20 protein-coding genes and 1 tRNA gene are annotated in these 26,395 nt (G+C 66.0%); 13 read left to right on the top strand and 8 right to left on the bottom strand.

What is annotated here, in order from left to right; translation table 11 throughout:
• Positions 1–16: 16 nt before the first annotated feature.
• The 3 genes from PC39_RS02970 to PC39_RS02980 form a co-directional block, all read right to left on the bottom strand.
• Positions 17–1,711 (bottom strand): isovaleryl-CoA dehydrogenase, encoded by a 1,695-nt coding sequence (locus PC39_RS02970; protein WP_353251877.1) that lies wholly within the window; start codon positions 1,709–1,711, stop codon positions 17–19.
• Positions 1,708–2,352, bottom strand: coding sequence for a TetR/AcrR family transcriptional regulator (locus PC39_RS02975; RefSeq protein ID WP_353251878.1), 645 nt, complete (start codon positions 2,350–2,352; stop codon positions 1,708–1,710). The genes PC39_RS02970 and PC39_RS02975 overlap by 4 nt, the downstream gene beginning before the upstream one ends.
• Before the next feature lie 148 nt (positions 2,353–2,500).
• Entirely contained in the window at positions 2,501–5,584 is a 3,084-nt protein-coding gene (locus PC39_RS02980) for a choice-of-anchor Q domain-containing protein (RefSeq protein WP_353251879.1), read from the bottom strand.
• Positions 5,585–5,733: 149 nt separating this feature from the next.
• Between PC39_RS02980 and PC39_RS02985 the strand changes: the two genes are divergently transcribed.
• Positions 5,734–6,486 carry a class II aldolase/adducin family protein gene (locus PC39_RS02985; RefSeq protein ID WP_353252041.1) on the top strand — a complete coding sequence of 251 codons (753 nt, stop codon included), beginning with the start codon at positions 5,734–5,736 and terminating at the stop codon, positions 6,484–6,486.
• A 251-nt stretch (positions 6,487–6,737) separates the two neighbouring features.
• Here PC39_RS02985 and PC39_RS02990 read toward each other — a convergent pair whose 3' ends face one another.
• Together PC39_RS02990 and murB are read right to left on the bottom strand one after the other, a co-directional pair.
• Positions 6,738–7,820 (bottom strand): PstS family phosphate ABC transporter substrate-binding protein, encoded by a 1,083-nt coding sequence (locus PC39_RS02990; protein ID WP_353251880.1) that lies wholly within the window; start codon positions 7,818–7,820, stop codon positions 6,738–6,740.
• 149 nt (positions 7,821–7,969) lie between these two features.
• On the bottom strand, positions 7,970–8,959 hold the full coding sequence (gene murB / locus PC39_RS02995; RefSeq protein ID WP_353251881.1) for a UDP-N-acetylmuramate dehydrogenase: 990 nt from the start codon (positions 8,957–8,959) through the stop codon (positions 7,970–7,972).
• A gap of 171 nt (positions 8,960–9,130) precedes the next feature.
• Here murB and PC39_RS03000 point away from each other — a divergent pair, with 171 nt between their 5' ends.
• A complete protein-coding gene (locus tag PC39_RS03000; RefSeq protein WP_353251882.1) occupies positions 9,131–10,309 on the top strand; it encodes a pyridoxal-phosphate-dependent aminotransferase family protein in 1,179 nt (392 codons plus the stop codon).
• A 94-nt stretch (positions 10,310–10,403) separates the two neighbouring features.
• A complete protein-coding gene (locus PC39_RS03005; protein ID WP_353251883.1) occupies positions 10,404–11,057 on the top strand; it encodes an HAD family hydrolase in 654 nt (217 codons plus the stop codon).
• 39 nt (positions 11,058–11,096) lie between these two features.
• Here the strand turns inward: PC39_RS03005 and PC39_RS03010 are convergent, their stop codons facing one another.
• A complete protein-coding gene (locus tag PC39_RS03010; protein ID WP_353251884.1) occupies positions 11,097–13,001 on the bottom strand; it encodes a TadG family pilus assembly protein in 1,905 nt (634 codons plus the stop codon).
• Between the two features lie 262 nt (positions 13,002–13,263).
• Between PC39_RS03010 and PC39_RS03015 the strand changes: the two genes are divergently transcribed.
• The 10 genes from PC39_RS03015 to PC39_RS03060 all read left to right on the top strand — a co-directional run bounded on the left by PC39_RS03015 (position 13,264) and on the right by PC39_RS03060 (position 23,527).
• On the top strand, positions 13,264–15,045 hold the full coding sequence (locus tag PC39_RS03015) for a M61 family metallopeptidase (RefSeq protein ID WP_353251885.1): 1,782 nt from the start codon (positions 13,264–13,266) through the stop codon (positions 15,043–15,045).
• A 1-nt stretch (position 15,046) separates the two neighbouring features.
• Positions 15,047–16,897 (top strand): AMP-dependent synthetase/ligase, encoded by a 1,851-nt coding sequence (locus PC39_RS03020; protein WP_353251886.1) that lies wholly within the window; start codon positions 15,047–15,049, stop codon positions 16,895–16,897.
• 24 nt (positions 16,898–16,921) lie between these two features.
• Positions 16,922–17,545, top strand: coding sequence for a glycerol-3-phosphate 1-O-acyltransferase PlsY (gene plsY, locus PC39_RS03025; protein ID WP_353251887.1), 624 nt, complete (start codon positions 16,922–16,924; stop codon positions 17,543–17,545).
• On the top strand, positions 17,542–18,498 hold the full coding sequence (locus PC39_RS03030; RefSeq protein WP_353251888.1) for a biotin--[acetyl-CoA-carboxylase] ligase: 957 nt from the start codon (positions 17,542–17,544) through the stop codon (positions 18,496–18,498). Before plsY ends, PC39_RS03030 begins: the two co-directional genes overlap by 4 nt.
• Positions 18,495–19,220 carry a type III pantothenate kinase gene (locus PC39_RS03035; RefSeq protein WP_353251889.1) on the top strand — a complete coding sequence of 242 codons (726 nt, stop codon included), beginning with the start codon at positions 18,495–18,497 and terminating at the stop codon, positions 19,218–19,220. The genes PC39_RS03030 and PC39_RS03035 overlap by 4 nt, the downstream gene beginning before the upstream one ends.
• Before the next feature lie 32 nt (positions 19,221–19,252).
• A tRNA-Thr gene (locus PC39_RS03040) sits at positions 19,253–19,328 on the top strand.
• 227 nt (positions 19,329–19,555) lie between these two features.
• Positions 19,556–19,831, top strand: a complete 276-nt coding sequence (locus PC39_RS03045) for a helix-turn-helix transcriptional regulator (RefSeq protein WP_353252042.1) — start codon at positions 19,556–19,558, stop codon at positions 19,829–19,831.
• Positions 19,821–21,074 (top strand): type II toxin-antitoxin system HipA family toxin, encoded by a 1,254-nt coding sequence (locus PC39_RS03050; protein WP_353251890.1) that lies wholly within the window; start codon positions 19,821–19,823, stop codon positions 21,072–21,074. Before PC39_RS03045 ends, PC39_RS03050 begins: the two co-directional genes overlap by 11 nt.
• Before the next feature lie 406 nt (positions 21,075–21,480).
• Positions 21,481–22,800, top strand: a complete 1,320-nt coding sequence (locus PC39_RS03055; RefSeq protein ID WP_353251891.1) for a serine/threonine-protein kinase — start codon at positions 21,481–21,483, stop codon at positions 22,798–22,800.
• 4 nt (positions 22,801–22,804) lie between these two features.
• Positions 22,805–23,527 (top strand): PP2C family protein-serine/threonine phosphatase, encoded by a 723-nt coding sequence (locus PC39_RS03060; RefSeq protein ID WP_353251892.1) that lies wholly within the window; start codon positions 22,805–22,807, stop codon positions 23,525–23,527.
• A gap of 563 nt (positions 23,528–24,090) precedes the next feature.
• On the opposite strand, the gene PC39_RS03065 is transcribed toward PC39_RS03060, so the two are convergent.
• Both PC39_RS03065 and PC39_RS03070 read right to left on the bottom strand, forming a co-directional pair.
• Complete coding sequence (locus PC39_RS03065; protein WP_353251893.1) at positions 24,091–24,936, bottom strand: DNA adenine methylase; 846 nt, start codon at positions 24,934–24,936, stop codon at positions 24,091–24,093.
• A 55-nt stretch (positions 24,937–24,991) separates the two neighbouring features.
• On the bottom strand, positions 24,992–26,335 hold the full coding sequence (locus PC39_RS03070) for a ParB/RepB/Spo0J family partition protein (protein ID WP_353251894.1): 1,344 nt from the start codon (positions 26,333–26,335) through the stop codon (positions 24,992–24,994).
• Between the last annotated feature and the right edge of the window lie 60 nt (positions 26,336–26,395).

Consider the following 26,395-nt stretch of genomic DNA (forward strand, 5'->3'; position numbering starts at 1 on the left):
CTCTGTGTCTCTGTGGTTAGTTCACATGGGGATCGGCGCGCTCGACGATCGCCGTCAGGTCCAGGCCCGGGGGCAGGGTGCCGAAGGCCAGGCCGGCGTCGCCGCCCAGGCGCGAGGCGCAGAAGGCGTCGCTGACCGCGGCGTTGCCGGCGCGGATCAGGATCGACGCCTGCAGTGCCAGTGCGATCGATTCGGTGAAACGCCGTGCCGACGGCTCCAACTCCGACCGGTCGCCGGATAGCGCCGCCTGCACCCGCGCCAGGTGCTCGTCGTAGTGGCGGTTCTCGCCCTTGGCCGATCGCAGTTCGGCGACCAGGGCCTCCACGGAATCGGGATCGCGGCCCATGGCCCGGAGCACGTCCAGGCACTGGACGTTGCCGGAGCCCTCCCAGATGGAGTTCAGCGGCGCCTGCCGGTACAGCCGCGGCAGGATGTGCTCCTCGACGTAGCCGGCCCCGCCCAGGCATTCCTGGGCCTCGTTGATCTGCGCGGGCGCCCGCTTGCAGACCCAATACTTGCCGATCGGGGTCATGATGCGGGCCAGGCGTTTGTCGTGCTCGTCGCCGCGGGCGGTGCCGTCGAAGGCCCGCGCCAGCCGCATCGACAGGGCCAGGGCCGCCTCCGACTCCAGCGCCAGGTCGGCCAGGACGTTGACCATCAGGGGCTGCTCGATCAGGCGTCTGCCGAAGGCCTCCCGGTACGTGCAGTGGTGGATCGCCTGGGCCGTGGCGTGGCGCATCAGCCCCGCCGAGCCGAGCATGCAGTCCAGGCGCGTCTGCGCCACCATCTCGATGATCGTCGGCACGCCGCGGCCCTCGGCGCCCACCATCCAGCCGAAGGCGCCGCGGAACTCGACCTCGCTGGAGGCGTTGGACTTGTCGCCCAGCTTGTCCTTGAGGCGCTGGACCTGGATGGCGTTGCGCGTGCCGTCCGGCCGCCACTTGGGCAGCAGGAAGCAGGACAGGCCGGCGTCGGTGTAGGCCAGCACCAGGAAGGCGTCGCACATCGGCGCGGAGAAGAACCACTTGTGGCCGACCAGCTCGTATTCGCCGCCGGGACCCGGCCGGCCGAGCGGGTAGGCGCGGGTGCTGTTGCTGCGCACGTCCGAGCCGCCCTGTTTCTCGGTCATGCCCATGCCCACGGTCAGGCCGCGCTTCTCGCCGGCGGGCCGGCAGGCGGGGTCGTACTCGTTCGCCAGGATGCCCGGCAGCCAGGCTTCGGCGACATCCGGCTGGTGCCGCAGGGCCGGCACGCAGGCATGGGTCATGGTGATCGGGCACATGGTGCCCGACTCGAACTGGTTGTGGATGTAGGTCAGGGCCGAGCGCACCACCTGGGCGCCGTCGCGCTCCGCGGTCCAGGTCAGGCCGTGCAGGCCGTGGGTCTTGGCGATCTCCATCGACCGGTGGTATGCGGGGTGGAATTCGACCTCGTCCAAGCGGTGGCCGTAACGGTCGAACAGGCGCGGCTTGGGCGGGTTCTCGTTGGCGAGCCGGCCGACCTCGACCAGCTCGCCGCCGGCGATTTCGCCGAAGGCCTGCAGCCGGTCCTCGCCCCAGCCGCCGCCTTCGCGGTGCAGGGCGTCGCGCAGGGCGGCGTCGGTGGCGTAGGCGTTGTAGCCCTCCAGGGGCGGCGGCTGGTTCTCGACCGTGTGCGTGGGGCGGGTGATGTCCGGCAGGTCGCCGTTCAGCTCGTGTGCGTTGGTGCTCATGACGTGCTCCTCCCCGCGGCGACCGCGCGCAGGCAGAAGGCGGTCAGGCCTTCCACCAGGTCGTCGGCCGCCGCGTCGTTCGCGGGATGGTCGTAGGCCGGCGTGTCCGGCTTCGGTGACAGGGGGCCCACCAGGGTCTCGTTCAGGGCGCCGACCAGGGCGGCGGCCGCCAGGTCCGGGTCCTGGGCCGCGAAGCGGCCGGCGGCGATGCCGTCCGCCAGGACGTCGCGGATCAGGCGGGCATAGGTGTGGCGGAACAGCAGGCGCTCGGCCTCCACCAGCGGATCGACCGGCTCGGCGAGCAGGGCGTAGGCCAGGCGCGGCGCGCGCAGGGCGCGTCGGGTGAAGGTCTCGACGACCGCGCGCAGGCGCTGCGCCGGGCTGCCGGTGCCGTGCGCCGCGGCATCCACGGCGTCGACCTCGTGCCGGACGACCGAGCGGAAGACCTCGGCACACAGGTCCGCCTTGGAATCGAAATAGCGATAGACCGTGCCCGTGGCCACGCCGGCGTCCTCGGCCACGGCCTGGATCTGGGCGGCGGCGTAGCCGCCGGCCGCGATGCGGTCGCGCGCCGCGCCCAGGATGGCGTCACGGACCGTGCGCTTGCGTGCGCGTACCTTGTCGGTTTCCCGGTAGGCCATGGCGTTCGGGGCCCTCCGTAGATGAATCCGGGTTCATGTCTTTATGGAGTGAATCTGGATTCATCGCGTTTGTCAAGCCGTGCCGGGCACAAAAAAGCCGGGTCGGATTTCCGACCCGGCTTCCGCCGGCGACTGTGTTCCGGGCGGATCAGAGGAAGTCGATCGCCGGACCGTAGACCGGCAGGCCGTCGCCGATGACGATCTCCCCCGCCGTGGGCGAGTTGAGCCGGTACAACTCGAAGCGCAGGTCGCCCTGGAGGGTGGGATCCGGCGCCGGCGGGGCGGGCGGCTCGATGTCGTCGATGCTGCTGCTGTCGCTGCAGGCCGCGAGACCGCCGGTCATCAGGGCGACCACCAGCAGCCATTGCGCGCGGCGGCGCAGCCCGCGGATGCGCACGAGTCCGAGCAGACCGACGAGCAGGCCGCCGGCGAGCACCGGCGGTGTCGCGAACAGTGCGGCCGCGTTTTCCTCGTCCTCGGGTACCCGCAGCACGATCAGGAAGTCCTCGCTGGCGCCGCCGGCGATCGCGCATTGCGGCGCGGTGCAGTCGAAGGCGCGGCCGTCGCCGCTGCCCACCTGGGTCATTTCGCCGTCGTCCAGACGGCCGTCGCCGTCGTCGTCGAGCAGGACGTCGAAATCGAGGTTCTCCAGCTCGTCCGGGTCGTTGGACACGAGCAGGCGCAACGCCTCGACACCGCTGTTGAGGAGCAGTCGCACGTCAAAGCCGTTGACGCTGACGCTGTCCTCGCCTTCGTTGCTCAGCGTGAAGCCCAGGACCGCGAGATCCTCGCCCTGCTCGAAGGCGACTTCATCGGGGCCGTTGCGTTCGACCCGCAGGACGGGGTCGTCCGTCAACTCGTAGCTGCCGGCGTCGCAATCGGCCGTCTCGTCGCCGTCGCCGTCGAACGGGCGCGTGGCGCCGCGCTGATCGAGGTTGTCGATGGGCGCATTGCCGCAGGCCGTCTCGTCGCCGATATCCAGCGCCAGGCTGTCCTCGGCCAGCGGATGCGTCGGCAGGACGCCGCCATAGAGCTTCAGGTCGTCCAGGCCGGGGTCCGACTCGTTGATCAGGCTGTTGTCGTCCGCGCTGACGCTGCCGTCCTCGGCGTCGACCACGACGCTGCTCTCGACGGTAACCGTCGCGCCGCCGTCGGCGAGCGCGATGCCGTCGCCGGCGTCGTTCGCGCTGTTGTCGGCGACGGTGCTGAAACGCAGGGATGCGCTGCCGGCGTCGGACTGGAACAGGGCGCCGCCGAGACCGTCGCGGTCGTTGCCGCCCAGGGCGTCGTTGCTCGAGAGCGTGCTGTTGTCGATGGTCAAGGTGCCGGCATTCCAGATGCCGCCGCCGTCGGCGGCCTCGTTGAAGGCCACGGTGCTGTCGTCCAGCGTGGCGTCGGCGCCGCTCCGGTTGCGCAGGCCGCCGCCGTCGCCCTCGGCGATGTTGCGGCTTTCGATCTGGGGCGCGCCCAGGAACACCCGGGTCAGGGTCAGCGTGCCGGAGTTGTCGATGCCGGCGCCGTGGAAGCCGTCGTTCCGGCCGATCTCCGTGTCGGCGATATCGAGATCGCCGGTATTGAGGATGGCAGCACCGCCGGCGTTCTCGCCGTTCGCCTGATTGGTATAGAAACGGCTGTCGGCGATCGTGCCGCCGCCGCTGTTGAACAGGCCGCCGCCGCCGGTGACCGCGGTTTCATCCTCCGTGTCCTCGCCGCGAGCGGTGTTGTTCAGCACGTCGCTGCCCTGGATGTCCGGGGTGCCGGCATTCCAGATGCCGCCGCCGTCGGTCTGGGCGAGGTTGTTGATCACCGTGCTGTCGACGACCGTGATATCGCCGGCGTCGACATAGATGCCGCCGCCGAAGCCGGGAATCTCGGGCAGGGTGCCGTCCGAGCTCTCGGTCTCGGGCTGGCCGGCTCGGTTCGAGCTCAATGCCACCGTGTCCAGCTCGACCGTGCCGCCGGTGCTGGCGAGGCCGCCGCCGCGATGACCGGTGTCGCGCAGGAATTCCTTGGTCGTGATGCCGGTGTTGGAGCTGACCGTGGCGAAGGTCAGGCGCAGGGTGCCGCCGTCGTTGAACAGGCCCGCGCCGCCGGCGACGTCGCCGGTCTCGCCGAGGGCAAAGGCGTTGTTGCCCTGGATGGTGGCGCTGCGCAGCTCGACCGTGCCCGAGGTCCAGATGCCGCCGCCGCTGACCGTGGCCTCGTTGCTGTTGAAGGTGACCACCCGGCCGGCGACGGTACCGGCGGTGCTGTGCAGACCGCCGCCGTCGCCGAGCACGATGTCGTCCTCGTCGTTGTCGTTGCCGGCGGCGTTGCCGGACAGGCTGGTGTTGTCCAGGGCGATGGTGCAGTCGGCCGAGAAGAAGTCGGACTCGGCCGCCGCGGGGCAGCCGCCCGTGATCGCCGCGGTGGATTCGTTGGCGAGACCGCCGCCCGCATGCCCGGCGACGCTGGCGCGGATACTGCTCTCGGACATGGTGAGCGTGCCGCCGGCGGCGACGAAGATGCCGCCGCCCTGGCCGGCGCCGGTATCCTCGTTCAGGGCGAGGCTGTTGGTGATGTTGACCCCGTCCAGGGTCAGGGGTGCGTTGTTGGACAACAGGATCGAGCCGCCCCGCGGGTCGGCGGGCGGGGCGCAGCCGCCGTTCATGTCGATATCGGTCAGGGTGGCGGCGGAACGGACCTCGAATATCCGGATCGGCGGGCGCGGGGTCTCGTCGTCGCCGGTGTCGCACACGAAATTGTTGCCGTTCTCGTTGCCCAGGGCCTCGATCACGACGTCCCGGTCTTCCTCGCTGTCCTCGGGATTCACGATGCGCCCGTCGATCGTCAGCGCATTGTCGGCGTCCTCGATCACGAGTTGCTCGCGCTGGGTCAGCTCCAGCCGCTCGCCATCGTCGATCGCCGGGTAGAGGGCCGTATCGAAGACAATGGTGTCGTCGCCGTAGGCGCCGTCGGCCGGGCAGTCGGTATCCGCGTTGCCGTCGGCGTCGGCACTGTCCGCATTGGCGTCGGCGATCGCCGCGCGCAGGGTGCAGGCGCCGGTCTCGGCGGTGTCCGAGTCGGCGAGCGTGGTCACCGTGAGGGTCGCGGCGAACGCCCCGGGGCTGAGCACCGCGAGCAGCAGGGTGGACAGCAGGGCGGCCAAGCGGCGGCCGCCGGCCGGCCGGACGCGGGAATGACTGGTGGCGGGAACGATCATGTGACTGATGTCCTCGTGTCGGTTGCGCATGCGTTATTTCTCGGACGCGGCGTGGCCGCGCGCCTTTACGAAAGCTGCCGATGCTAACACCGATGGCACGCCAACGGTGCAGGGGATACAGTTGGGGCGATACAAGACGAGAGACCACGGAGGAGCCCATGAGTTCGACCGCACGCGACATGACCGATGTCCGCAGCCAGGTCACCGAGGAGGAATGGCGGCTGCGGGTCGACCTGGCCGCCTGCTATCGCCTGGTGGCGCATTTCGGCTGGGACGACCTGGTCTTTACCCACATATCGGCCCGGGTGCCGGGGCCCGAGCACCATTTCCTGATCAATCCCTACGGCATGTTCTTCGAGGAGATCACGGCCAGTTCGCTGGTGAAGATCGATCTCGACGGGCGCAAGGTCATGGAGTCGCCCTACGAGACCAACCCGGCCGGCTTCACCATCCACAGCGCCATCCATGCCGCCCGCGAGGACGCCCAGTGCGTGCTGCACCTGCACACGCCGCACGGCATCGCGATCTCGGCGCAGGACGAGGGTCTGCGGCCGATCTCGCAGCAGTCGCTGTTCGCGATCGCCTCGCTCGGCTACCACGATTACGAGGGCGTGGCCCTCAACGAGGACGAAAAGCCGCGGCTGGTGCGCGATCTGGGCGAGGCCAACAACCTGATCCTGCGTAACCACGGCCTGCTCACCGTGGGCCCGACCGTGGCCGACGCCTTTCTGGCGATGTATATCCTGGAGACATCCTGCCGCATCCAGGTGCTGGCTCAGAGCGGCGGCAAGGCGCTGACGGAAGTGCCGGACCAGATCGTCGCCGGTATCAAGGCGCAGGCCGACAAGGTCACCCGCGGTCTCGGCGGCTCGCTCGCCTGGCCCGGACTACTGCGCATGCTCGACCGCCGCGATCCTTCTTATCGGGAATAGCGAGGCCGCAAAAACGAACCACAGAGACACAGAGGGCACAGAGTTCAAAAGGTAAACGACGACTAACGCCCGCATGCCTCATGCATGTCGTGTCTTGATGGCCATATGCCTCTGTGTTCTCTGTGTCTCTGTGGTTAGTGGTTTCCTTGCGGCAGTTTGAATTCGGCAATGGACATAAAAACGGCCCGGGGGTTGCCCGGGCCGCGGACGCGATACGGGGCATCCCCCCGAAATCGCCCGATAGCGGTTGTCTACTTCAGGTCGGACAGCGTCAGGTTGGTACGGTTCTCCCAGCGCTGTCGGATCCGCGCCTGATCGGCCGCCGGCAGGGAGATCAGGCCCAGACCCTTCAGGTAGCCCTCGTCCGAGATCATCTGCGGGCTCACGAACAGGTCCACGTAGGCGTCGAGCCCCGGCACTTTGCCGATGTGCGCCTTCTTCACGTAGAAGAACAGCGAGCGCGACACCGGGTACTCGCCGGAGCTGATCGCGGCGCGCTCCGGCGCCACGCCGTCGATGGTGGCGGGGTCGACCTTGTCCTTGTTCTCCTCCAGGAAGGAGTAGCCGAAGATGCCCAGGGCGTTGGCGCTCTGCGCCAGCTTCTGCACGATCAGGTTGTCGTTCTCGCCCGAAGGCACGTAGGCGCCGTCCTGGCGGATCTTGGTGTAGGCGCCGCCGTAGCCGTCGATGTTCTCCGAGCCGTGCTCCATCACCAGCTCCTCGAAGGCGTCGCGCGTGCCCGAGGAGGTCGGCGGGCCCATCACCAGGATCTCCTTGTCCGGCAGCGAGGCGTCGATGTCCGACCATGTCTCGTAGGGGTTGGCCACCAGCTCGCCGTCCATCGGCACCTTGTCGGCCACCGCCAGGGTGATCTGCTCGCGGGTGAGCGCCCATTGCGGCTGACCCTTCTGGTAGGCCAGCACGATGCCGTCGTAGCCGATCTTGATCTCGACGATGTCCTCGACGCCGTTATCGCGGCACATCTCGAACTCGGAGGGCTTCATGCGGCGCGAGGCGTTGGTGATGTCCGGGTGCGTCTCGCCCACGCCCTGGCAGAACAGCTTCATGCCGCCGCCCGAGCCGGTGGACTCGATCACCGGGGTCGGATAATCGGTGGTCGCGCCCAGCTCCTCCACGACGTAGCTGGCGAAGGGATACACCGTGGACGAGCCCACGATGCGGATCTGATCGCGGTCGAAGGTTCCGCCTTCGGCGGCGGACTGTTGTGCGGTCTCGCCGCTGCCGTCCTGGCCCTGACCGCAGGCGGCGAGGCCCAGGGCGACGGCCGCGGCCAGGCCCGCGATACCCCATTGATGACGGTTGGTGTGGCTCATTTGCTCCGCTCCCTCGCGGCGGTTGATCGTCTCGTTTCCGGAATCCGTGCCCCGCCACCCGTGTGCGCGGGGCCATGCCGAGGCGCAGATTGGCAAAGGAATGTGAAGGAAATATGACAGCAATGTAACAAAAGGCCGGTCGCCGACGTTTATCGGGCGTCCGTCGCCGCCAGACGGCGCACCGGGGCGAACTCGCCGACGAAGCCGATTTCCGGCACCAGCCAATGCCCGGTGCCGGCATATACCGTCTTCTGCGCGTGCATGATCAGGCTGCATACATCGGCGGCGGTGGCGCCGCCGCGGTTGACGATGATGTTGGCATGCCGCGACGAAATCTCCGCGCCGCCGGCGCGCAGACCCTTGAGGCCGCACTCGTCGATCAGGCGGCCGGCGCCGATGCCCTCGATCTTGCGGAAGATGGAGCCGGCCGAGGGTTCGGTGTCCAGCGGCGGATGGCGCTGGGCGCGCCAGTCCAGGTTGGCGGCCATGATCTCGCGCATGCGCGCCGGTTCTCCGGGCGTGAGCGCGAAGGTGGCCTTAAGCACCAGATCGTCGCGGTGGTGGAGGATCGAATCGTCGTAGCCGAAGCGGAAATAGTCGCGGTCCACCGTGCGGCGCTCGCCCTCGGCGGACAGGATTTCCGCCGATTCGAACACCTCGGCGATGAACAGGGTCCGCTCGCGCTCCGGCGGCGGTGACAGGAAATGCAGGTTCTGCCACAGGGCGCCACCGACCGTGGAGGGGATGCCCACGAAGTGTTCCAGGCCCGACAGGCCGTGGGCGACCGCGGCCTCGATCACGTCGGGATACATGGAGGCGCCGCTCTCGACCGCGAGACGGTTGTTCTCGAATGCCAGGTGCGCCGCGCGGTTTCGGATCACCAGGCCGGGGTGGCCGTGGTCGCCGACCAGGATGTTGGCGCCCTCGCCGAGCAGGAAGAAATCCACCTCCAGCGCCCGCGCGGCGGCGACCGCGGTCGCCAGTTCGTCGGCGGTGCGGGCTTCGTAGAACAGCGCCGCCGGTCCGCCGATGCGGAAGGTCGTGAACGGCGCGAGTTCGATGTCGCGGCGCAGGCCGGGGCCGAGGCGCGCGGCCAGGGCGTCGGCTTGTTCCTCGGTGACGGGTCGGACCTTGGGCATGTGGCGGTTCGGGCGTGTCGGTGCGCGTGTCGCGGCGTGTCCGGCGACGATTATGCCGCATCGGCCGCGACGGTCGAGGCGGACCGCCCCCGGATGCCCCGACACCCCCTCGCCTCTCGCGGCGCAATCCAGTATGTTGGCGGCCGATTCGAGTTTCGCCGGATATTCGACATGACGTTCGCCAATAGTTTCCAGCCGCCGACCCGCATCCTCATGGGCCCCGGGCCGTCCGACGTGCACCAGCGGGTGCGCGAGGCCCTGGCGCGGCCCACCATCGGTCACCTGGATCCGGAGTTCATCCGCTTGATGGACGAGATCAAGGCGGGGCTACGGCGCGTGTTCGACACCGCCAACGAGATGACGCTGCCGATCTCGGGGCCGGCCTCGGCGGGCCAGGAGGCCTGTATCGTGAACCTGCTCGAACCGGGCGACAAGGCCGTGATCTGCATCAACGGCGTGTTCGGCGGCCGCCTGCAGGACATGGCCCGGCGCGCCGGCGCCGAGGTCGTGACCGTGGAGCAGGAGTGGGGACGGGCCGTGCCGCCCGAGGCGCTGGAGGAGGCCCTGGCCGCCAATCCGGACGCCAAGATGGCGGCCTTCGTGCACGCCGAGACTTCGACGGGCGCCCTGTCGGACGCGCGCGCCCTGGCCGAGGTGGCGCGTCGCCACGACTGCCTCGTGTTGGCCGACACCGTGACCTCGCTGGCCGGTGTGCCCGTGCGCGTCGACGACTGGGGCCTGGATATCGTCTACTCGGGCACCCAGAAGTGCCTGTCCTGCCCGCCGGGCCTGTCGCCGGTGACCTTCTCGCCGGCCGCGCGCGAGGCCATGGCCGCGCGCCGCGTGCCCGTGCAGTCCTGGTTCCTGGACCTGTCGTTGTTGACCGCCTATTGGGGCGGCGAGAAGCGTAGCTACCACCACACCGCGCCGGTGAACGCCCTCTACGGCCTGCACGAAGCCTTGCTGATGATCGACGAGGAAGGCCTGGATGCGATCTGGGCGCGGCATCGCCGTTGCCACGAGGCGCTGGTCGCGGGGCTGGAGGCGATGGGTCTGTCGTTGGCCGTGCCGGTCGCCGAGCGCGTGCCGCAGCTCAACGCCGTGACCGTGCCGGAGGGCGTCGACGAGGCCGAGGTCCGCCGGCGCCTGTTGGTCGACCACAACCTCGAGATCGGCGCCGGGCTCGGTCCGATGGCGGGCAAGATCTGGCGCATCGGGCTGATGGGGCAGAGCGCCACGCCGCGCCATGTCCGTTATTGCCTGACGTCCCTGGAATCGGTGCTCACGGCGATGGGCGCGCCGGTCAATCGCGGCGAGGCGGTCGCGGCGGTCGAGGCGCTGGGGATTTGAACGAACCGTTTCCAGTTGCCAGTTTCGTGTTTCGAGCCGGCCCTCGGGCGCCCTCTCGCAACGCGAAACTGGAAGCTGGCAGCCCGGTCACGCGATGACCGTCGCCGTCTTCGACCTGGACGAGACCCTGACCGGGCGCGACAGCTTCCGGCGGTTTCTCACGGGCTACCTGCGTCGCCACCCGGGCCGCGTCTGGCGCCTCCTGCTGCTGGTGCCGGCATTGCCGCTCGCGGCGAGCCTGCCGCGGGCCGGGCAGAATCGGCGCACGCGGATCAAGCAGGCGATGTTGAAGGCCTTCCTCGGGGGGACGCGTCGGGCGGAGGTCGCCGCCTGGTCTGCGGAGTATGCGGCGTTTGTCGCCGACACCGATCTGCGTCCGGGGTGCCTGGAGGCCCTGCGCGGGCACCAGGCGAACGGTGACCGCGTGGTGCTGGCCACCGCCAGTTTCGATGTCTACGTCGAGCCGCTGGCGCGGCGGCTGGGCATCGATGAGGTCGTCTGTTCGCGCGTGGCCTGGGACGCGGCCGGCCGCCTGGCCGGCATCGACGGTGGCAACTGCCGCGATCACGAGAAGCTGCGCCGGGTCCGGGCCCTGTTGGGCGATGACGGTGCCGGCGTGATCGCCTATTCCGACTCTCATGCCGATCTGCCGCTGCTGGCGTGGGCGGAGACAGGCATCGCGGTCTCGCCCACGCCGCAGTTGGCGTCGCGGGTCGGGGAACTGGGGCTGACGGTGCGCGACTGGTAACGCCCGCCGGCCGTCCGTGGCCTCGCGGATCATGCCGCTTCAATCCCCGGCGCTTTCCTCGGGCTCGATCGAGAAGACCCCCGGCCGGTCGCTGTCCACATAGGTCACGCTGACCTCGCTCTGGCTCAGACTGAGGCCCAGGAGATCGAAGAGGGGCTCAAGGATGAGATCGAGACCCTCGAAGATCGACCCCAGCAGCGAGAACACCAGGTCCAGCGGCTCGGCAAGCCCCAGCGTGTTGAGCAGGGTGAACAACGGATTGAGCAGAAGGTTGCCCAGCAACCCGTCGAATGGTTGCTCCTCGAACAGATAGTCGCTCAACCCCGACTCCAGGGAATCGAGGAGGCTGGACAGGCTTTGCCCCGTGTCCGCTTCCAGAGTTTGCGTGTTGGCCGCCGAGGGCTCGTCGAGCGTGGGCACGAACGGGCCGTCGTAATAGAGCGGGGTCTCGCTCTGGTCGGCGCCGGCCGTGAGGTTCTGCGGCAGGTTGATGCTGACCAAATCGGCGAAACCGAGCACGCGTACGTCCAGCAGTTCCCCCGAGCTTGCCTGCGGATTGGGGTCGAACACGTTGTCGAATTCGCCCACGCCGAGTCGCAGCAGGCCGGGGTTGGCCTGCACGGTGGCCGACGGTTGCGCGTTGCTCGGCCCGGCGCAGGCGATGCGGTCCAGGATGGCGTAGCTCTGGCCCGCCTGGACGAAGAGCGGCAGGTAGAGCTCGACGCGGACCAGGCCGACGTTGAGGACCGCGTTGGCGGTCAGTTCCAGGTTGACCTGCGCGGTGCTCGCCCAGGTCCGGGCGCCGTCGTTGGTGCTGCCGTTATCCGTCGTGTTCTCGCCGGCATCGGGGTCGTCGTAGCCGGGTCGACCGATGCCGGAGGCCTGGGGCGGTTCGACCACGCCCAGGCGCAGGTCGATGTCGATATCCACGCCGGGAATGCTGCTGAGCGCCCCGAGCAACGGATCGGTGACGCCCGATCCCAGTTCCACCGCCGCGTTGCGGCTGTTGCCTACGGTCTGGGCCAGGGCCGGGAGCAGCCCGAGCACGTCGATCGGCACGTCCGCGGCGGCTCCCTCGGTGCCGGCTTCCACGTTCAGGATATCGCCCAGCGAGACATCGACGTTCGAGCTGACGCCCGCGCCGATGCCGTCGATGATGTTCCCGGCCGTGGTGCCGCCCGGTGTGCTGCCGACCGCGTCGCCCAGGTTCTGCAGCAGTTGCCCCGGTGTCAGCTCCAGCGCCAGGAGTTCGGCGGTGGTGGCGGCCTGCGTGGTCACGTCGAGCAGGTCGGCCAGGGTTACGTTGACGTCGGCCAGGGCCTGGTAGTCCAGCAGGCTGAGGTTCAGGTTGGTATCCAGCAACCCGCCGAGCACGGCATTCAGGACGACGCTCTGTTGGCTGTCCAGGTCGGCGAGATTGGAGGCCACCGCGACACTGCCCACCGGCTGCCGGGCGGCGGCCGCGGTCGCCGTGAGCACGCGATCGCCGCCGGCGAACAGCGAGGTCAACAGGGTCGGCAGCGGCCGTTGCAGGCGCACCTGGACGGCGTCCGCCTCGCGCGCGTCCGCGGCGGCGCGGCCCGTGGTGAAGCTGCGGAAACCGCCGTCGCTGTCGACGTTGCCGAGCGTCACGGTCCGGGTGATGACATCGTTGCCGTCGCCGAAATTGGCCTGGAGGCTGTCGTTCACCGCCGTCGACGCGGCGGCCTGGAAGTCGCCCGGCTGGTCGCCGCAGCCGCTGATGGCACTCGCGGCGTCCAGCGCGGCCACGTCCGCCAGTTTCTGGAGTTGGTTGTGGGCGGCATACAGCCGGCCCACCTCGATCGCCAGTGCCATGCAGGTAAGCAGGGCGACCAGGAAACCGGCCACGATGATCAGGGTCGCGCCGCGTTGCCGGCCGGGCAGGGGCGGTCCGCCGGCGCGTATGCATCGGTCATAGTTCATGGGAGGACTCCAAAGTTTCAGAACCATGCCCGGACGGAGCGCCCGGCCGTGCCGACAAGGCCGCGGCAGCGCTCGACGCCGGCGGCCGCCGCCGTGTCCGCGGCGGCGGCTGAATTCCGGTTGCGTGACGATGCCTACAGGTCGGGCATCCTCATTCCTACGTTATCGGAGTTTTGCAGAGAAGCTTGATCCCCACAATGTGCATGCGTCGGGGACCCGGCGTAGAATGCGCGCCCCCGACGCCGTCGGCATTGAATCGTATATGTCCGAGGATCCGAGCCGAATCGAGTACCGCCTCGAGCCGAGCGAGCCGCGCGCCCACCGGGTGATCGTCACCTGTACGGTGGCCCGGCCCGACCCGGCCGGGCAGGCGTTCTCCTTGCCGGCCTGGATTCCCGGCAGCTACGTGATCCGCGACTTCGCCCGCAACATCCAGGCCCTGCGGGCCGAGGCCGGCGGCACGCACGTCGCGGTCGAGCGGCGCGACAAGCAGACCTGGGTCTGCGCCCCCTGCGACGGTCCGCTCACCGTGCATTACGAGGTGTATGCCCTGGACCCGTCGGTGCGCGCGGCCTATCTCGATCATCGCCGCGGCCTGTTCAACGGCACTTCCGTGTTCCTGCGTCCCCACGGCGCGGACGACCGGCCCTGCCGGGTGGAGCTCGTGCCGCCGCCGGCCGACGGCGGTGCCTGGTCCGTGGCGACGACGCTGACGGCGGAGGAGACCGATGCCGCGGGCTTCGGGACCTACCATGCCGCCGACTATGCCGAGCTGATCGACCATCCGGTGGCGATGGGCCCGGCGCTGGAACGTGTCGAATTCGATGTCGCCGGCGTCCCGCACGCCTTCGTGCTGACCGGCGAGGCCGCCTGCGATCGCGACCGGCTGGCAGCCGACCTCGCGGCCGTTTGCCGGACCCAGGCCGATTTCTTCGGCGAGCTGCCCGTGAGGCGCTACCTGTTCCTGGCCCAGCTCGGGGGCGGCGGCTACGGCGGCCTGGAACACCGTGACTGCAGCGTGCTCGCGCTGCCGCGCGAGGCCCTGCCCGCCGGCGATGCGGAACGGCGTGGCGATGCCTATCTGAACCTGCTCGGGCTGTGCAGCCACGAGTATTTCCATCTCTGGAACGTCAAGCGCATCCGGCCGCGCGCCGTGGCCGAGAGCGACCTGGCCGCCGAATCGCACTTCGAGGACCTCTGGGCCTACGAGGGCGTGACCTCCTATTGCGACGACCTCGCCCTGGTCCGGGCCGGCTTGCTGACGCCGGCGGCGTATCTCGAGCGGGTGGCGCGTGCCGCGACCCGGCTGGAGCGCACGCCCGGCCGCCACCGCCAGTCGCTGGCCGAGTCCAGCTACGATGCCTGGACCAAGTTCTACCGGCCGGATGCCAACACGCCCAACGCCGTGGTCAGCTACTACCTCAAGGGGGCGCTGGTCAGCCTGTGCCTGGACCTGCACCTCCGGGCCGAGACCGATGGCGCGGTCGATCTCGGCAGCGTGATGCGCGCGGCCTGGCACGCCCACGGCCGTCATGGCGAGCCGGTGCCGGAGCACGGTCTGGAATCGCTGGCGGAGGAGGCGTCCGGTGTCGATCTCTCGGAGTTCTTCGCGCGCTTCGTGCACGGCCGCGAGGATCCGCCCCTGGCCGACTATCTGCAGCCCTTCGGCGTGCGCTGCGAGCGTCGGGCGCCGTCCGATCCCGGCGAGGCGGCCCAGTCCGCCCTGGGATTACGGCTGGAGGCTGCGGATACGACCCGCGTGGCACACGTTCTGGACGGCGGCGCCGCCCAGCGCGCGGGATTGTGCCCCGGCGACCGGCTGGTGGCGCTGGCCGGCCTGACCGTCTCCGGCGGCACGCTGGCCGCCCGCCTGCGGCCCTATCCGGCGGGCGTGACCCTGCCGCTGCACGTGGTCCGCGGCGAGGAGTTGCTCTGCCTGGACCTGACGGTGGCGCCACCGCCCGCCGATACCTGGCATCTCGCGCCTGATCCCGGGGCCGGGGACGCCGCCCTGGCACGCCGGCGTGCCTGGATCGGTGGCTGACATGAGCGAGCCCCGCCCCGAGCACTGGGTACCGGCGTCGGCGGCGGCCACGCTGCCGGAACTGTTCAATGCCCGCGTGGCGCGCACGCCCAAGGCGCCCGCCTATCGTTATTTCGACGTGCCGGCGCGGCGCTGGCGCACGCTGACCTGGGGCGAGATCGCGGCCCGGGCGGCGCGTTGGCGGGCGGGTTTCGCCGCACTCGGTCTGGCGCACGGCGATCGCGTGGCCATCCTGTTGCGCAACGAGCCCGACTGGGTGGCCGTGGACCAGGCGGCGCTGGCCCTCGGCCTCGTGACCGTGGGCCTGCATTGCAGCGATACCGCCGCCGCGAACGCGCGCCTGATCGCCGACGCCGGCGCACGCGCGGTCGTGGTCGCCAAAGGACGCTGGTGGCGTGCGGTGGCCGGCGCCGATGCCGACGCCCTGCCGGATGTCCAGTGCGCGGTGACCCTCAACGCCGACGATGCGGGCGACGACCGTCTGCGGGCGGTCGCGGACTGGTTGCCGGCGAAAGGCGACACGGCGGCGCCGCGCTGCGCGCCCGACGACCTGGCGGCCCTGATCTACACCTCGGGCACCACGGGTAATGCCCGCGGCGCCATGCTGACGCATGCCAACCTGGTCTGGAATGCCTACGCCTGCGCGGACGCCGTGCGGATCGAGGGCAGCGAGCGCCTGATCTCGGTGTTGCCGCTGGCGCACGCCTTCGAACGGACCGTCGATTGCTACCGGGGGCTGATCACCGGCGCCACCCTGTCCTTCTGCCGTCACCCGCGGTTCCTCAAGCCTACCCTGATGCAGGAGCGACCCACGGCCATGATCGGGGTGCCGCAGATATACGAACGCTATTACACCGAGTTGCACCGCTGGCTCGGGCGCCGCCCCCGGGTCTTCCGGCGGCTGGTCCAGTTCACCATGGCCCTGGGCTGGTCGGTGTTCCAGCGCCAGCAGGGACAGGGGCCGCGCCGTTTCCGGCACCTGCTGTGGCCTTTCCTGCGGCGTACGGTCGCGGCGCCCTGCCTGCGGCCGTTCGGCGGGCGGCTGGAGGTCGCGGTATCCGGCGCCGCGGCGTTGCCGCAGCCGGTGGCACGCACCCTGCTGGGACTCGGGTTGCGGGTACAGCAGGGCTACGGGCTGACCGAGGCGTCCCCGGTGGTCAGCGTGAACCGGGCCGACGACAACGATCCCACCAGCGTGGGCACGCCGCTGGCCGGCGTGGAGACCCGGCTGGGCGCGGACAACGAGCTCTGGGTCCGCAGTCCCGGCGTGATGCGCGGCTACTGGAACGATCCGGAGGCCACGGCCGCCGTGCTCGAATCCAACGGTTGGCTGCGGACCGGCGACAAGGTCAGCCGGCTCGACCAGAAGCGGTTGTACCTGACCGGTCGGGTCAAGGAAGTGATCGTGATGGCGACCGGCGAGAAGGCATCGCCGGAGCCGATCGAGGCCGCGCTGACGCTCGATCCCATGATCCGGCACGCCGTGATCGTCGGCGAGGCGCGGCCCTATCTCGCCGCGATCCTCGAATGCGACGCCGACCTGGTCGCCGGAGAGTTGGAGAAACTGGGCCTGAGCGCCGACGAGCCCGGTTGCCTGGCCAGCCCGCGCCTGGAACGGGAGATGCTGCGCCGCGCCGCGCGTCAGCTCAAGGCCTACCCGGCGCACGCCCAGGTGCGGCGCGTGAGCGTGACCACCGACGAATGGACGGTTCAGAACGCGTTGCTGACCCCGACCGACAAGGTCCGCCGTCGCGCCATCGCGCGGCGCTACGGCAGGGAGATACGGCGGCTCTACGGTCATCGCGCCGTGCCGGAGAAAACCGACTTTTCCTATAATGTGAACGTGGAATAGCCCACGCCCGCCGACACGCCGCCCATGACCGTCCAATACATCGCCGCCGCCGTCGCCGTGCTCCTGGCCTACCTGCTGGGCTCGCTATCGGGCGGCCTGCTGATCGGGCGGCTGCTGGGCCGCGAGGATCTGCGCCTGAGCGGCAGCGGCAACGCGGGCGCCACCAACGCCCTGCGCACGGGCGGGCGGGGCTACGGCGCGGCCGTGCTGCTGTTCGATCTCGCCAAGGGCGTCCTGGCGGCGGCCTTCCTGCCGCTGCTGGCGCCGTTCCAGTGGCTGGCCTTCGCCTGTGGCGCGGCCGCGGTCATCGGCCATGTCTACCCCGTGTTCTACGGTTTCGCCGGCGGCAAGGGTGCCGCCACCCTGATCGGCGTGCTGCTGGTGCTGGCGCCGGCCGCGCTTCTGCCCGCGCTCGCGGTCTGGCTGTTGTGTCTGGGGCTGACCGGCTATGTCGGTCTGGCGACCGTCCTCGGCATGACCATCGTGGCCGGCGCGCTGGTCCTGTGGCACGGCATCGCCGCCGAGTCCCTGTTCGGTGTCGTCATGTGGGCGCTCACGGTCTATACTCACCGCGGCAACCTGCAGCGCACCCTGGCGGGCGACGAGAACCGCTTCGAGCGCGCCATGATCCTGCGACGCCCGCGATGAGGCTGCTGGAGCTGTTATCCGACGGCGCCTGGCACAGCGGCACCGCCCTGGCTTCGGCATTGGGCGTCTCCCGCGCCGCGGTATGGAAGCAGGTCCAGGCGGCGCGCGACCTGGGTGCGCCCGTGCAATCGGTGCGCGGGCGCGGCTATCGGCTGCCCGGCGGCTACCGGCCCCTGGACGCGGCGGCGATCCGGTCCGACCTTTCGGCGACCGCGGCGGCCGTGCTGGAGGACCTGGAAGTGCTGGCCAGCGTCGACTCCACCAGCAGCTACCTGCTGCGGCGCGACGACGTCGACAACGCGGCCTGTTTCGCCGAGCACCAGACCGGCGGCCGGGGCCGGCGCGGGCGTGCCTGGGCCTCGCCGTTCGGGGCCAATCTCTACTTCTCCGTGGTTTGCGGCTTCGATCCCGCGCCGCCGGCGGTCGGTGCCCTGTCGCCAGCGGTGGGCATCGCCCTGGCGCGGGCCCTGCGCGAGCTGGGTGCCGGGACGGTCGGGGTCAAGTGGCCCAACGATCTCGTCGCGGACGGGGCCAAGCTCGGCGGCATCCTGCTCGAGCACCGCGGCGAGGCGGCCGGCGGCTGCCGCATCGTTGTCGGTGTGGGGCTCAACGTGGACGCCGCGCCGGGTGCGGACGACGGTGTCGATCAGGCCACGGCGCGTCTCTCGGACCTGGCGTCGCCGTTGCCCGAGCGCAACCGCCTCGCGGCGGTGCTGCTCGACGCCGTGCTGCGCGCCGCGGCGGATTTCCGCTCCCGCGGCTTCGCGCCGTTCCGCGAGACCTGGTCCGAGTTCGATGCCCTGCGCGACCGCGACGTCTGGTTGGAGACGGGCGAGTCGCGGATCGCCGCGCGGGCGGTCGGCGTCGCCGACGACGGCGCCCTATTGGCCGAGGTGGACGGCGAGACGCGGCGCTTCTATGCGGGTGAGCTGAGTCTGCGCCCCCGGCGATGAACCTGCTGCTAGATATCGGCAATACCCGCGTCAAATGGGCCCGGGCCGACGGCGAGCGCCTGCGCGACTCGGGCTCGATCGCCCATCGCGAAGACCCTGCCTGGTCCGCGCGGCTGCCGGCGGAACGACCGGCCGCGGTGTGGGTCGCCAGCGTCGCCGACTCGGCGGCGGTCGAGAGCCTAGCCGCGCACGCCGGCGACCGGTGGGCGCTGACGCCGCGCGTCGTCCATAGCACGGCCCGCGCCTGCGGCGTGCGCAACGCCTATGCCCGGCCCGAGAGGCTGGGGGTCGATCGCTGGCTGGCCTGTATCGGGGGATACCATCGCGGCGCCGGTTCCGTGCTGATCGCGGACGCCGGTACCGCCCTGACCCTGGATTTCGTGGCCGCGGACGGCCGGCACCGCGGCGGCCTGATCACGCCGGGCGTCGCCACCATGCGCGCGGCGATCGCCGGCGGGACCCGCGTACGGGCCGAGCCGGGGGAGTTCGAGCCGGCCTGGCTCGCCGACGACACCGATCCTGCCGTGGCCCTGGGCACCCTGCAGTCGGCCCTGAGCCTGATCGGCAACGCCCGCCGGGCTCTGGCGCCCGAGCGCCTGCTGCTGACCGGTGGCGAGGCCGACCTGCTGGCACCGCATCTCGACACGGCCTGGGAGCGGGTGCCGACCCTGGTCCTGGAAGGCTTGGCACGCTTGGCCGCCGCGGGCGACAATAGCGCCTGACCGCCCGCAACGGGCGTTGTCCGCAGGGACATGCTGGCGTAGCTCAGTTGGTAGAGCAGCTGATTTGTAATCAGCAGGTCGCAGGTTCGACTCCTGTCGCCAGCTCCATTCACGACAGGGTCCTTTCTGGACACAATGGCCGGCACGCGCCCTATCCGCCGGTGCCCCGGCCGATTCTCCAACACGGCCAGATGGCGCGCCTTGGTTGTTGTCTTATACATAAGACATATGTAGCCTAATGTCTTACTTGTAAGACATGTTCGTTAAGCCGTATGGCCAGGGCCAATACTCGTGCGTATTCCGCCTACACACAACAGGCTATCCGCCTGTTGGGCATGCAGATTCGTGCCCATCGGCTGGAGCGGCGCATGACCACCGCAGAATTGGCTGAGCGCGCGGGTATTTCTCGCGACATGCTCTACCGCGTGGAAAAGGGTGACCCGCGGGTCACGCTTGGCGTCGCGTTCGAGTTGGCCGCCATTGTCGGTGTTCCCTTGTTCGAGGCGGAGCCCGGGGCACTGCAGGCGCGCGCGGTGCAGATGGCCGAGAAGCTGCGTCTGCTGCCCGGGGCTGTTCGCAAGCGGCCGGCGGAGCCGAAGGATGACTTCTGAGAACGAAGTCTACGTCTGGGTCTGGCTTCCCGGCCGAACCGAACCGGTGGTAGCTGGCCGGCTGGCGTCAACGGCGAGTGGTCTGCAGTTCAACTATGGCCGTAGCTATCTGGCGCGAGACGATGCCATTCCGCTCTATCTCCCGGAACTGCCATTGCGACCCGGTCTGTTGCCGTTGCCGCCCGGCCTGTCCATGCCCGGATGCCTGCGCGATGCTGCCCCAGATGCTTGGGGGCGACGCGTCATCATCAACCGGCTGCTGGGTGTGCGGGGCCGTGACGTCGATACCGCCGTTCTGGATGAACTGACGTACCTTCTGGAATCCGGCTCCGATCGCGTAGGGGCGTTGGATTTCCAGGGCTCGCCGACCGAGTATATGCCTCGCGAGCACGGGCAGGCTGGCTTGGAAGCATTGTTGGAAGCGGCTGAACGTGTCGAAAAGGGCCTGCCCATGCCGCCGGAATTGGAACGTGCCCTGTTGCACGGCACCTCCCTGGGCGGTGCCCGGCCCAAGGCCATGATCGAAGACGAGCGACGCAAGTACGTCGCCAAGTTTTCCAGTAGCACGGATTGGTATTCGGTGGTGAAAGTCGAGTACGTGGCGATGCGTCTGGCCGCATTGCTGGGTTTGAAGGTTGCGCCGGTGAGGCTCGTGCAGGCCGCCGGCAAGGATGTGCTGCTGGTGGAACGATTCGATCGCGATAAAGCGGCGGACGGGTGGCGCCGCAAGGCCATGGTCTCGGCGCTGACCCTGCTCGAACTCGACGAAATGATGGCCCGTTACGCCAGTTACGAACGGCTTGCCGAGATCATCCGGCACCGCTTCACGGACCCGAAAGCCACCCTGTGCGAGTTGTTCGGGCGCCTGGTCTTCAACGTCCTGTGCGGCAACACCGACGATCACGCCCGCAACCACGCGGCCTTTTGGGACGGCGAGCGACTGAGCCTGACCCCCGCCTACGATATCTGCCCGCAAAACCGCGCGGGCAACGAGGCCACGCAGGCCATGCTGATCCACGGCGACAACCGGCTCAGCCGCCTGACCGTGTGCCTGCGGGCCGCGCCGCAGTTTTTGCTATCGGACGAGGAAGCCAGGGGTATCATCGATGAGCAGATTGAAGGCATTCATTGCCATTGGAACGATGTCTGCGCGGAAGCAGGGCTGAGCGGCATCGATACCAGGCTGTTCTGGGGCAGGCAGTTTTTGAACCCGGGTGCCATGGCGGGATACGATTCGCCGTGACAGCGGGGTATTGGTACCCCGTCGGTGACCGACGAGAAAAATAAACTATCCCCGGAACCCGTAGTCGCCGGAACCCGGAATTGCAATATCGCGTTTGGCCAAAGAACGGCAAATGCAATGCTTGATTGCAAGACCTGACCCTGCCCCCTCTCTTAACGGACAGTCTAGTGCTACCATAGAGCTACAAGCGAAAGTGGATAAGTCCCTGCCTCAGAATCCGAATCCTGCAAGCGGGTGCGAGTTCGAATCTCAGTGCGAGCGCTTGGCTTCAGGGATGAACTTGAACTTCCCTAGCTCAATACGACGCCTGTGCTGGTGACGGCGGGAACCATGATCGCCTCCCGGTGAATCCTCGAGTACGATAGACCCCTTTGATTATCTGGACATGTCGCGGCAGGCGGGACGCATGGCATATACACGTTTGGAAGAGCTAGGCCAGGGCGGGTTTGGTAAAGTCTATAAGGTCAAAGGCAATGATGGTCGCGAATATGCGCTAAAGACCCTGGAGCCTTTGGACAATATCCTGCGGGAAGTGTCCGCCGAGGAGCTGCAGAAGCGCTTCAGCCGTGAAGTCCGCTATCAAAGCGCTATAGACCATCCGAACGTTCTTCGCGTAATAGACTTCAATCTAGACGATAATCCGCCCTACTGTGTTTTGGAGTTGGCGGACTGCTCTCTACAGGACGAACTCCAGAAAGATCGTACGCTGGGCGGCGATCCTGGGAAGCCTCTCTTTGACATCCTGGCCGGCCTGGAAACCCTGGCGGATCATGGCTATGTACACCGCGATCTAAAACCGCAGAATGTCCTCCGCATTACGCGTGATGGCGACGAACGCTACGCAATTTCGGACTTTGGTCTGATGACGGCCGGCAATACAGACTCGACCACGCTGACAGGCACGAATGCAGGCGGCGGCACCATCCACTACGCTGCGCCCGAGCTCCTTGGGGGATTTAGGCGGGCTACAACTCAGGCGGATATCTATTCATTTGGCGCGATTTTACACGATATTTTTAACGGTGAACCGCGCATCCCATATACGGAGGTCTCGGCGCCCCCTCCAATAGGGCCGATCATCGAGCGTTGCACCAAAAAAAATGCAGTGCGTCGGTTCGGATCGGTAGCGGAACTTCGCGAAGCCCTTTACGAGGCGCTGGATGCACAAGAACTCCGGTTCGGCTCAGACCGTGAAGAAAGAGCCGTCCAGCTCCTTAGGGATAAGGACGAGCTTTCGGATGAAGAGTGGGACTCAGTGTATGCGGCACTAGAAGAAAATGAGCACCGAGGGCAAAGCAACCACAATATATATCGCGTACTCCGCCAACCGCATATCGAACATTTGGCAAATACGGCCCCGCCGGTATTTAAAGCATTTGGAATCGCCTGCGCCGAATACATTTCGACTGACAGTTTCCCTTTTGAGTATTGTGATGTGCTCGCCGCTAAAGCTCAAGCTTTCTACGATCGAGGGGATGTAGAACTTCGGGCAACAATAATATTGGCCGTGCTGATTCTGGGTGTAAGCCACAACAGATGGGCTGTTGAAGAACGCTTCATGCGGCTTGCGGGAGTTGATGCTGACGACGCAGTAATAGCGCGTTTTCTGACCGAGGTGGAGGTCCAGCAACGAGACATAGAAAAGCTCATTTCTCACGTAGAAAAATCAATCAACACATCACGCACACGGCTTCATCCCCTTGTCCAGAGCCATTTAGCTAAGTAGTCAGATGGTCGTCACCACAGACACGTTCTCATGCGCTGGCAAAAAAAATGCAAACGAGGACGCCCTTATTGTAGAAACCTGCGCCGACGGAGCAGTATGCCTTGCCCTAGCAGATGGTATGGGGGGGCATGACGCTGGTCGTTTAGCATCTCACACCGCGATAAAGGCTGTGCAAAAATGGTGTCGTGCCGGGCGTCAAACAGGTCGCGAAGAGCTATTTCTCCACATCGTCGAACTTCTGAGGCAGGCATCACAGAAGAATGGCACCTCACTAAACTTAGGCACAACACTCACAATTTGCGTGCTAGCTGACAACATGGCCTCAGTTGCTCACGTGGGGGACTGCCGTATCTATCATTTACGCGGGAAAGGACTCGTAAGTCGGACCGAAGATCAGACCGAACTTCACCACCTATTGCGTGAGCGAATAATCTCTCGCGAGCAAGCTAAAAATTATCCCCGACCAAACGTGCTTTTATCAGCGCTATCGCCACGCAGTGATTTTACTATTTACGACTGTAATTTCGAAGTCCAAGCCGGTGACATTATTATGCTCTGTTCGGACGGTGTTCATCGCGTCATCAACAAACCTCAAATCCGTTCTATAGCAGATCAATGCCAAGACGTTTCGGGATTTGTTGGGATGATTAAAGCTTATTTGGATAATGCAAAACCAAAGGATGACTACTCAGTTATCGCAGCTTATATTGATGATAGTTCTAAATGAGTTACGCTAGGACATCCTAAACGCCAAGATAATAGGCGCTGTGCCTGATTAAACAGCAAAAATATTTGACAAATACAATGACTTCCAGGGCAGGCGAACATTACTAGGGCGCAGCTACGGATTGCCAATGCATACTTTTCCGTACCGATGGTTCGAGACATTCCGCTCAATTTGTATAAACACACTAAGCGTGAAGTTCATAGAGTGCGATAAAAATACTAATAAATAGGCTTGATATGATGGACGGGCCTGAGCTCAATCATGTGAATAGCTTTATCGAACGGTGGTCGCCTTCGGGAGGCGCTGAGCGATCGAACTACCAACTGTTCCTGGCTGAGCTTTGTGACTTGCTAGATGTGCCGCGTCCGGACCCGGCGCGGCCGGACAATCTCGAAAACGCATATGTGTTCGAGCGTAGCCTGAGCTTCACAGATGGCGGGGCACTTACGGGGACAGTATATTCATCTTCAGCCTTTTTCGACGACTGAGGAATAGAAGAGATAGTTACGTATACTGCTCCCAGATTACAAACGCCTCTGCGGCAAAACCGTCATAATTCGTGTTCAACTGGCGAGTTCTTCTCGGTCAGGGATACTCAAATCGTCGCTAAAGATAACGAGTTCGCTGGCGTGTCGTTTAACTTGAGCGCTGTACCGCAGGTGCAGATGGGCCTGTCGGCAGCGGCGGTAAAGTTCTGCGATTTCCTGAGTGTCGTCATAGGAGACGATCCACGGATGGTCAAGACGAGATTGCACTAGCTCGGCTACGCGAGCGTGGTCGGCATGCTCGTAATGATTGCGGTACAAACGCTGGCCCTTGTGGTAGTAGGGAGGATCGATATACAGCAGTGACCGTTCTGGCAGATCTAACTTGGCAAGGAAGTGCTCAGCGTCTTCACGGTACACGGCAATCTTGTTGGCATACTGTGCCACGCGGCTAATTCGTTGGGCGATGGCTTGGCGATTGAAGCGAGCATCCATCAGCCAGCGACCCGTTTGGCTGAGGCCGCCAATAATGCCGCCACGCAGTATGCCGGAACGATTGACACGGTTTAGATACAGTGCAGCAAAGCCAAGTGCCAATATATCGCCATGGCCTTCAGTTTCTAAAATCTCGCGCTGGCGATGCCATTCGTCGATGGTCAGCGGTACCGTCTGTAGCCGTTCGATTAATGCCCCAGGCGCATTAAGTACAGAGCACCAGAAAGCGTGGATGCCAGGATCAATGTCATTAAGGATGATACGGCGCATACAGCCGGTCATGAGTAGCTCTAGTGCAACACCTCCACCGCCTGCAAATGGTTCCACATACGTGCCTCCAGAAATTCGATTTGCTAGCACGATATCTCGTATAAACGGTGCTAGGCTGGCCTTGCCTCCTGGATAGCGTAGTGGTGTGTAGTAACGCATCCCCTACCTCGTACTATGGATGCTATGAGAAATCGTAGCTGTTGTCATACTTTCGCTAGAGGTGCTCGAAAATAGCAATAAAATAGGGCTCCATATTGTCCCAGCCGTCGATTAGATACTCCTTGCTGGGATTGAAGTGCTTGTTGTGGACGTAGGCATTGAAGGAATTTATCGAATATGGGGATTCCTTGGCGGAAACTACGGAATTTATACCTTTTGCTTCGTTATTTGTCAGCCAATTCTTACTGCGAAGGTGTTTCACGGCAGCTTGTACACGTTTCGACAGTGAGTCAGTCGAGTTATACGTGATGCCCTGGGTGTCCAGATAGGCATCCGTACTAAGTTCCAGAAACACGCGCATAAGAACGGATGCGGCGTTGCCGAAGCGCGGGATTTCCAGCTGCAAAAGCTCCCAGTGAATACTGTTCAGTCGTCTGTCACTAATCTTGAGCTTTGTCTCATTGGGTATGACACGCATGCGTTCGTGACGGTGCGGCTTGCGTCGTTTCTTTTTGGACTTCTCTTCGATGCCTGGCTTGCGTATAACAGGTTCCAGCTGCACGGAATCATTCAGGGACTTGCTGTGGTCCGGCTTTTCATCGTTCTCGAAGCTATCGATGTAGGCTTTCTGCCGCTCGGCGTCGTAAACTCGGCCAACCGGTAGGCCGGCTGCGATGTCGCTCACCATGCGGCGAAGACCTTTAACTGTTTCTTCGCGCCGCAACGTACGGCGTGGGATTCCGTCCTCGCTGGTGATACCCAAAAAATCACGTACTTCGGCGTTGCGCAGTAAACGATCGAGGGTAGAGATTGCGAAGTCCCCGGACTCCACCTTTTCTACAATCTCTGGGTCCAGTTTGTCCGCAAATGCATCAATAACAGCCTGTGAAAAGGCATATCGCCCTTTTTTGCCTAGACGTTGCTGATGCCGGCTTTTTTGTCCTGGGCTCCAAGGCACGGTGCCGATGCCGCTTTGCGGGCCTTGATGCCGCAGCTCGATCAAACGCTCCGCTTCTTCGACTGAAGTGGCAACGGTGCATTCAACCGCGCCGGGTATCTCGACCGTAGCATTTTTCCGGATATCGGCGAATTTCTTGCGATAGCTTTTGTCAATGGTGCGCTTGGGGTCATCGAGCAGCTTCAGCGCCGTGATGCGGCGATTGCCCTCCCAAACAATGTAATCGCCCTCCACCTCGTCATCGGGAAGAACCAAGATGCCATCGAGAGGACTCAAGCCGTGTGTCGCAATGTCGCGCGCGAGCGCTATGATCTGATCACCGATATTTTCCAGCATCCAGGTAATGCACTCATGCTCAGATTCCAACTCGCCGTGCCGATCGTTTAAGCGATTCAGAACAAGGTTGGCAAGCGCTATTTCGATTCGATCGTGTGTCATCATCTCCCCCTGCTCGCGGCGTATAGCGGCTTAGTGAATTATTTAAAGATGGGTCAAAACCGC

Source organism: Salinisphaera sp. PC39 (assembly GCF_040361335.1).
In the GTDB taxonomy this organism is placed as follows: Bacteria; Pseudomonadota; Gammaproteobacteria; order Nevskiales; family Salinisphaeraceae; genus APNM01.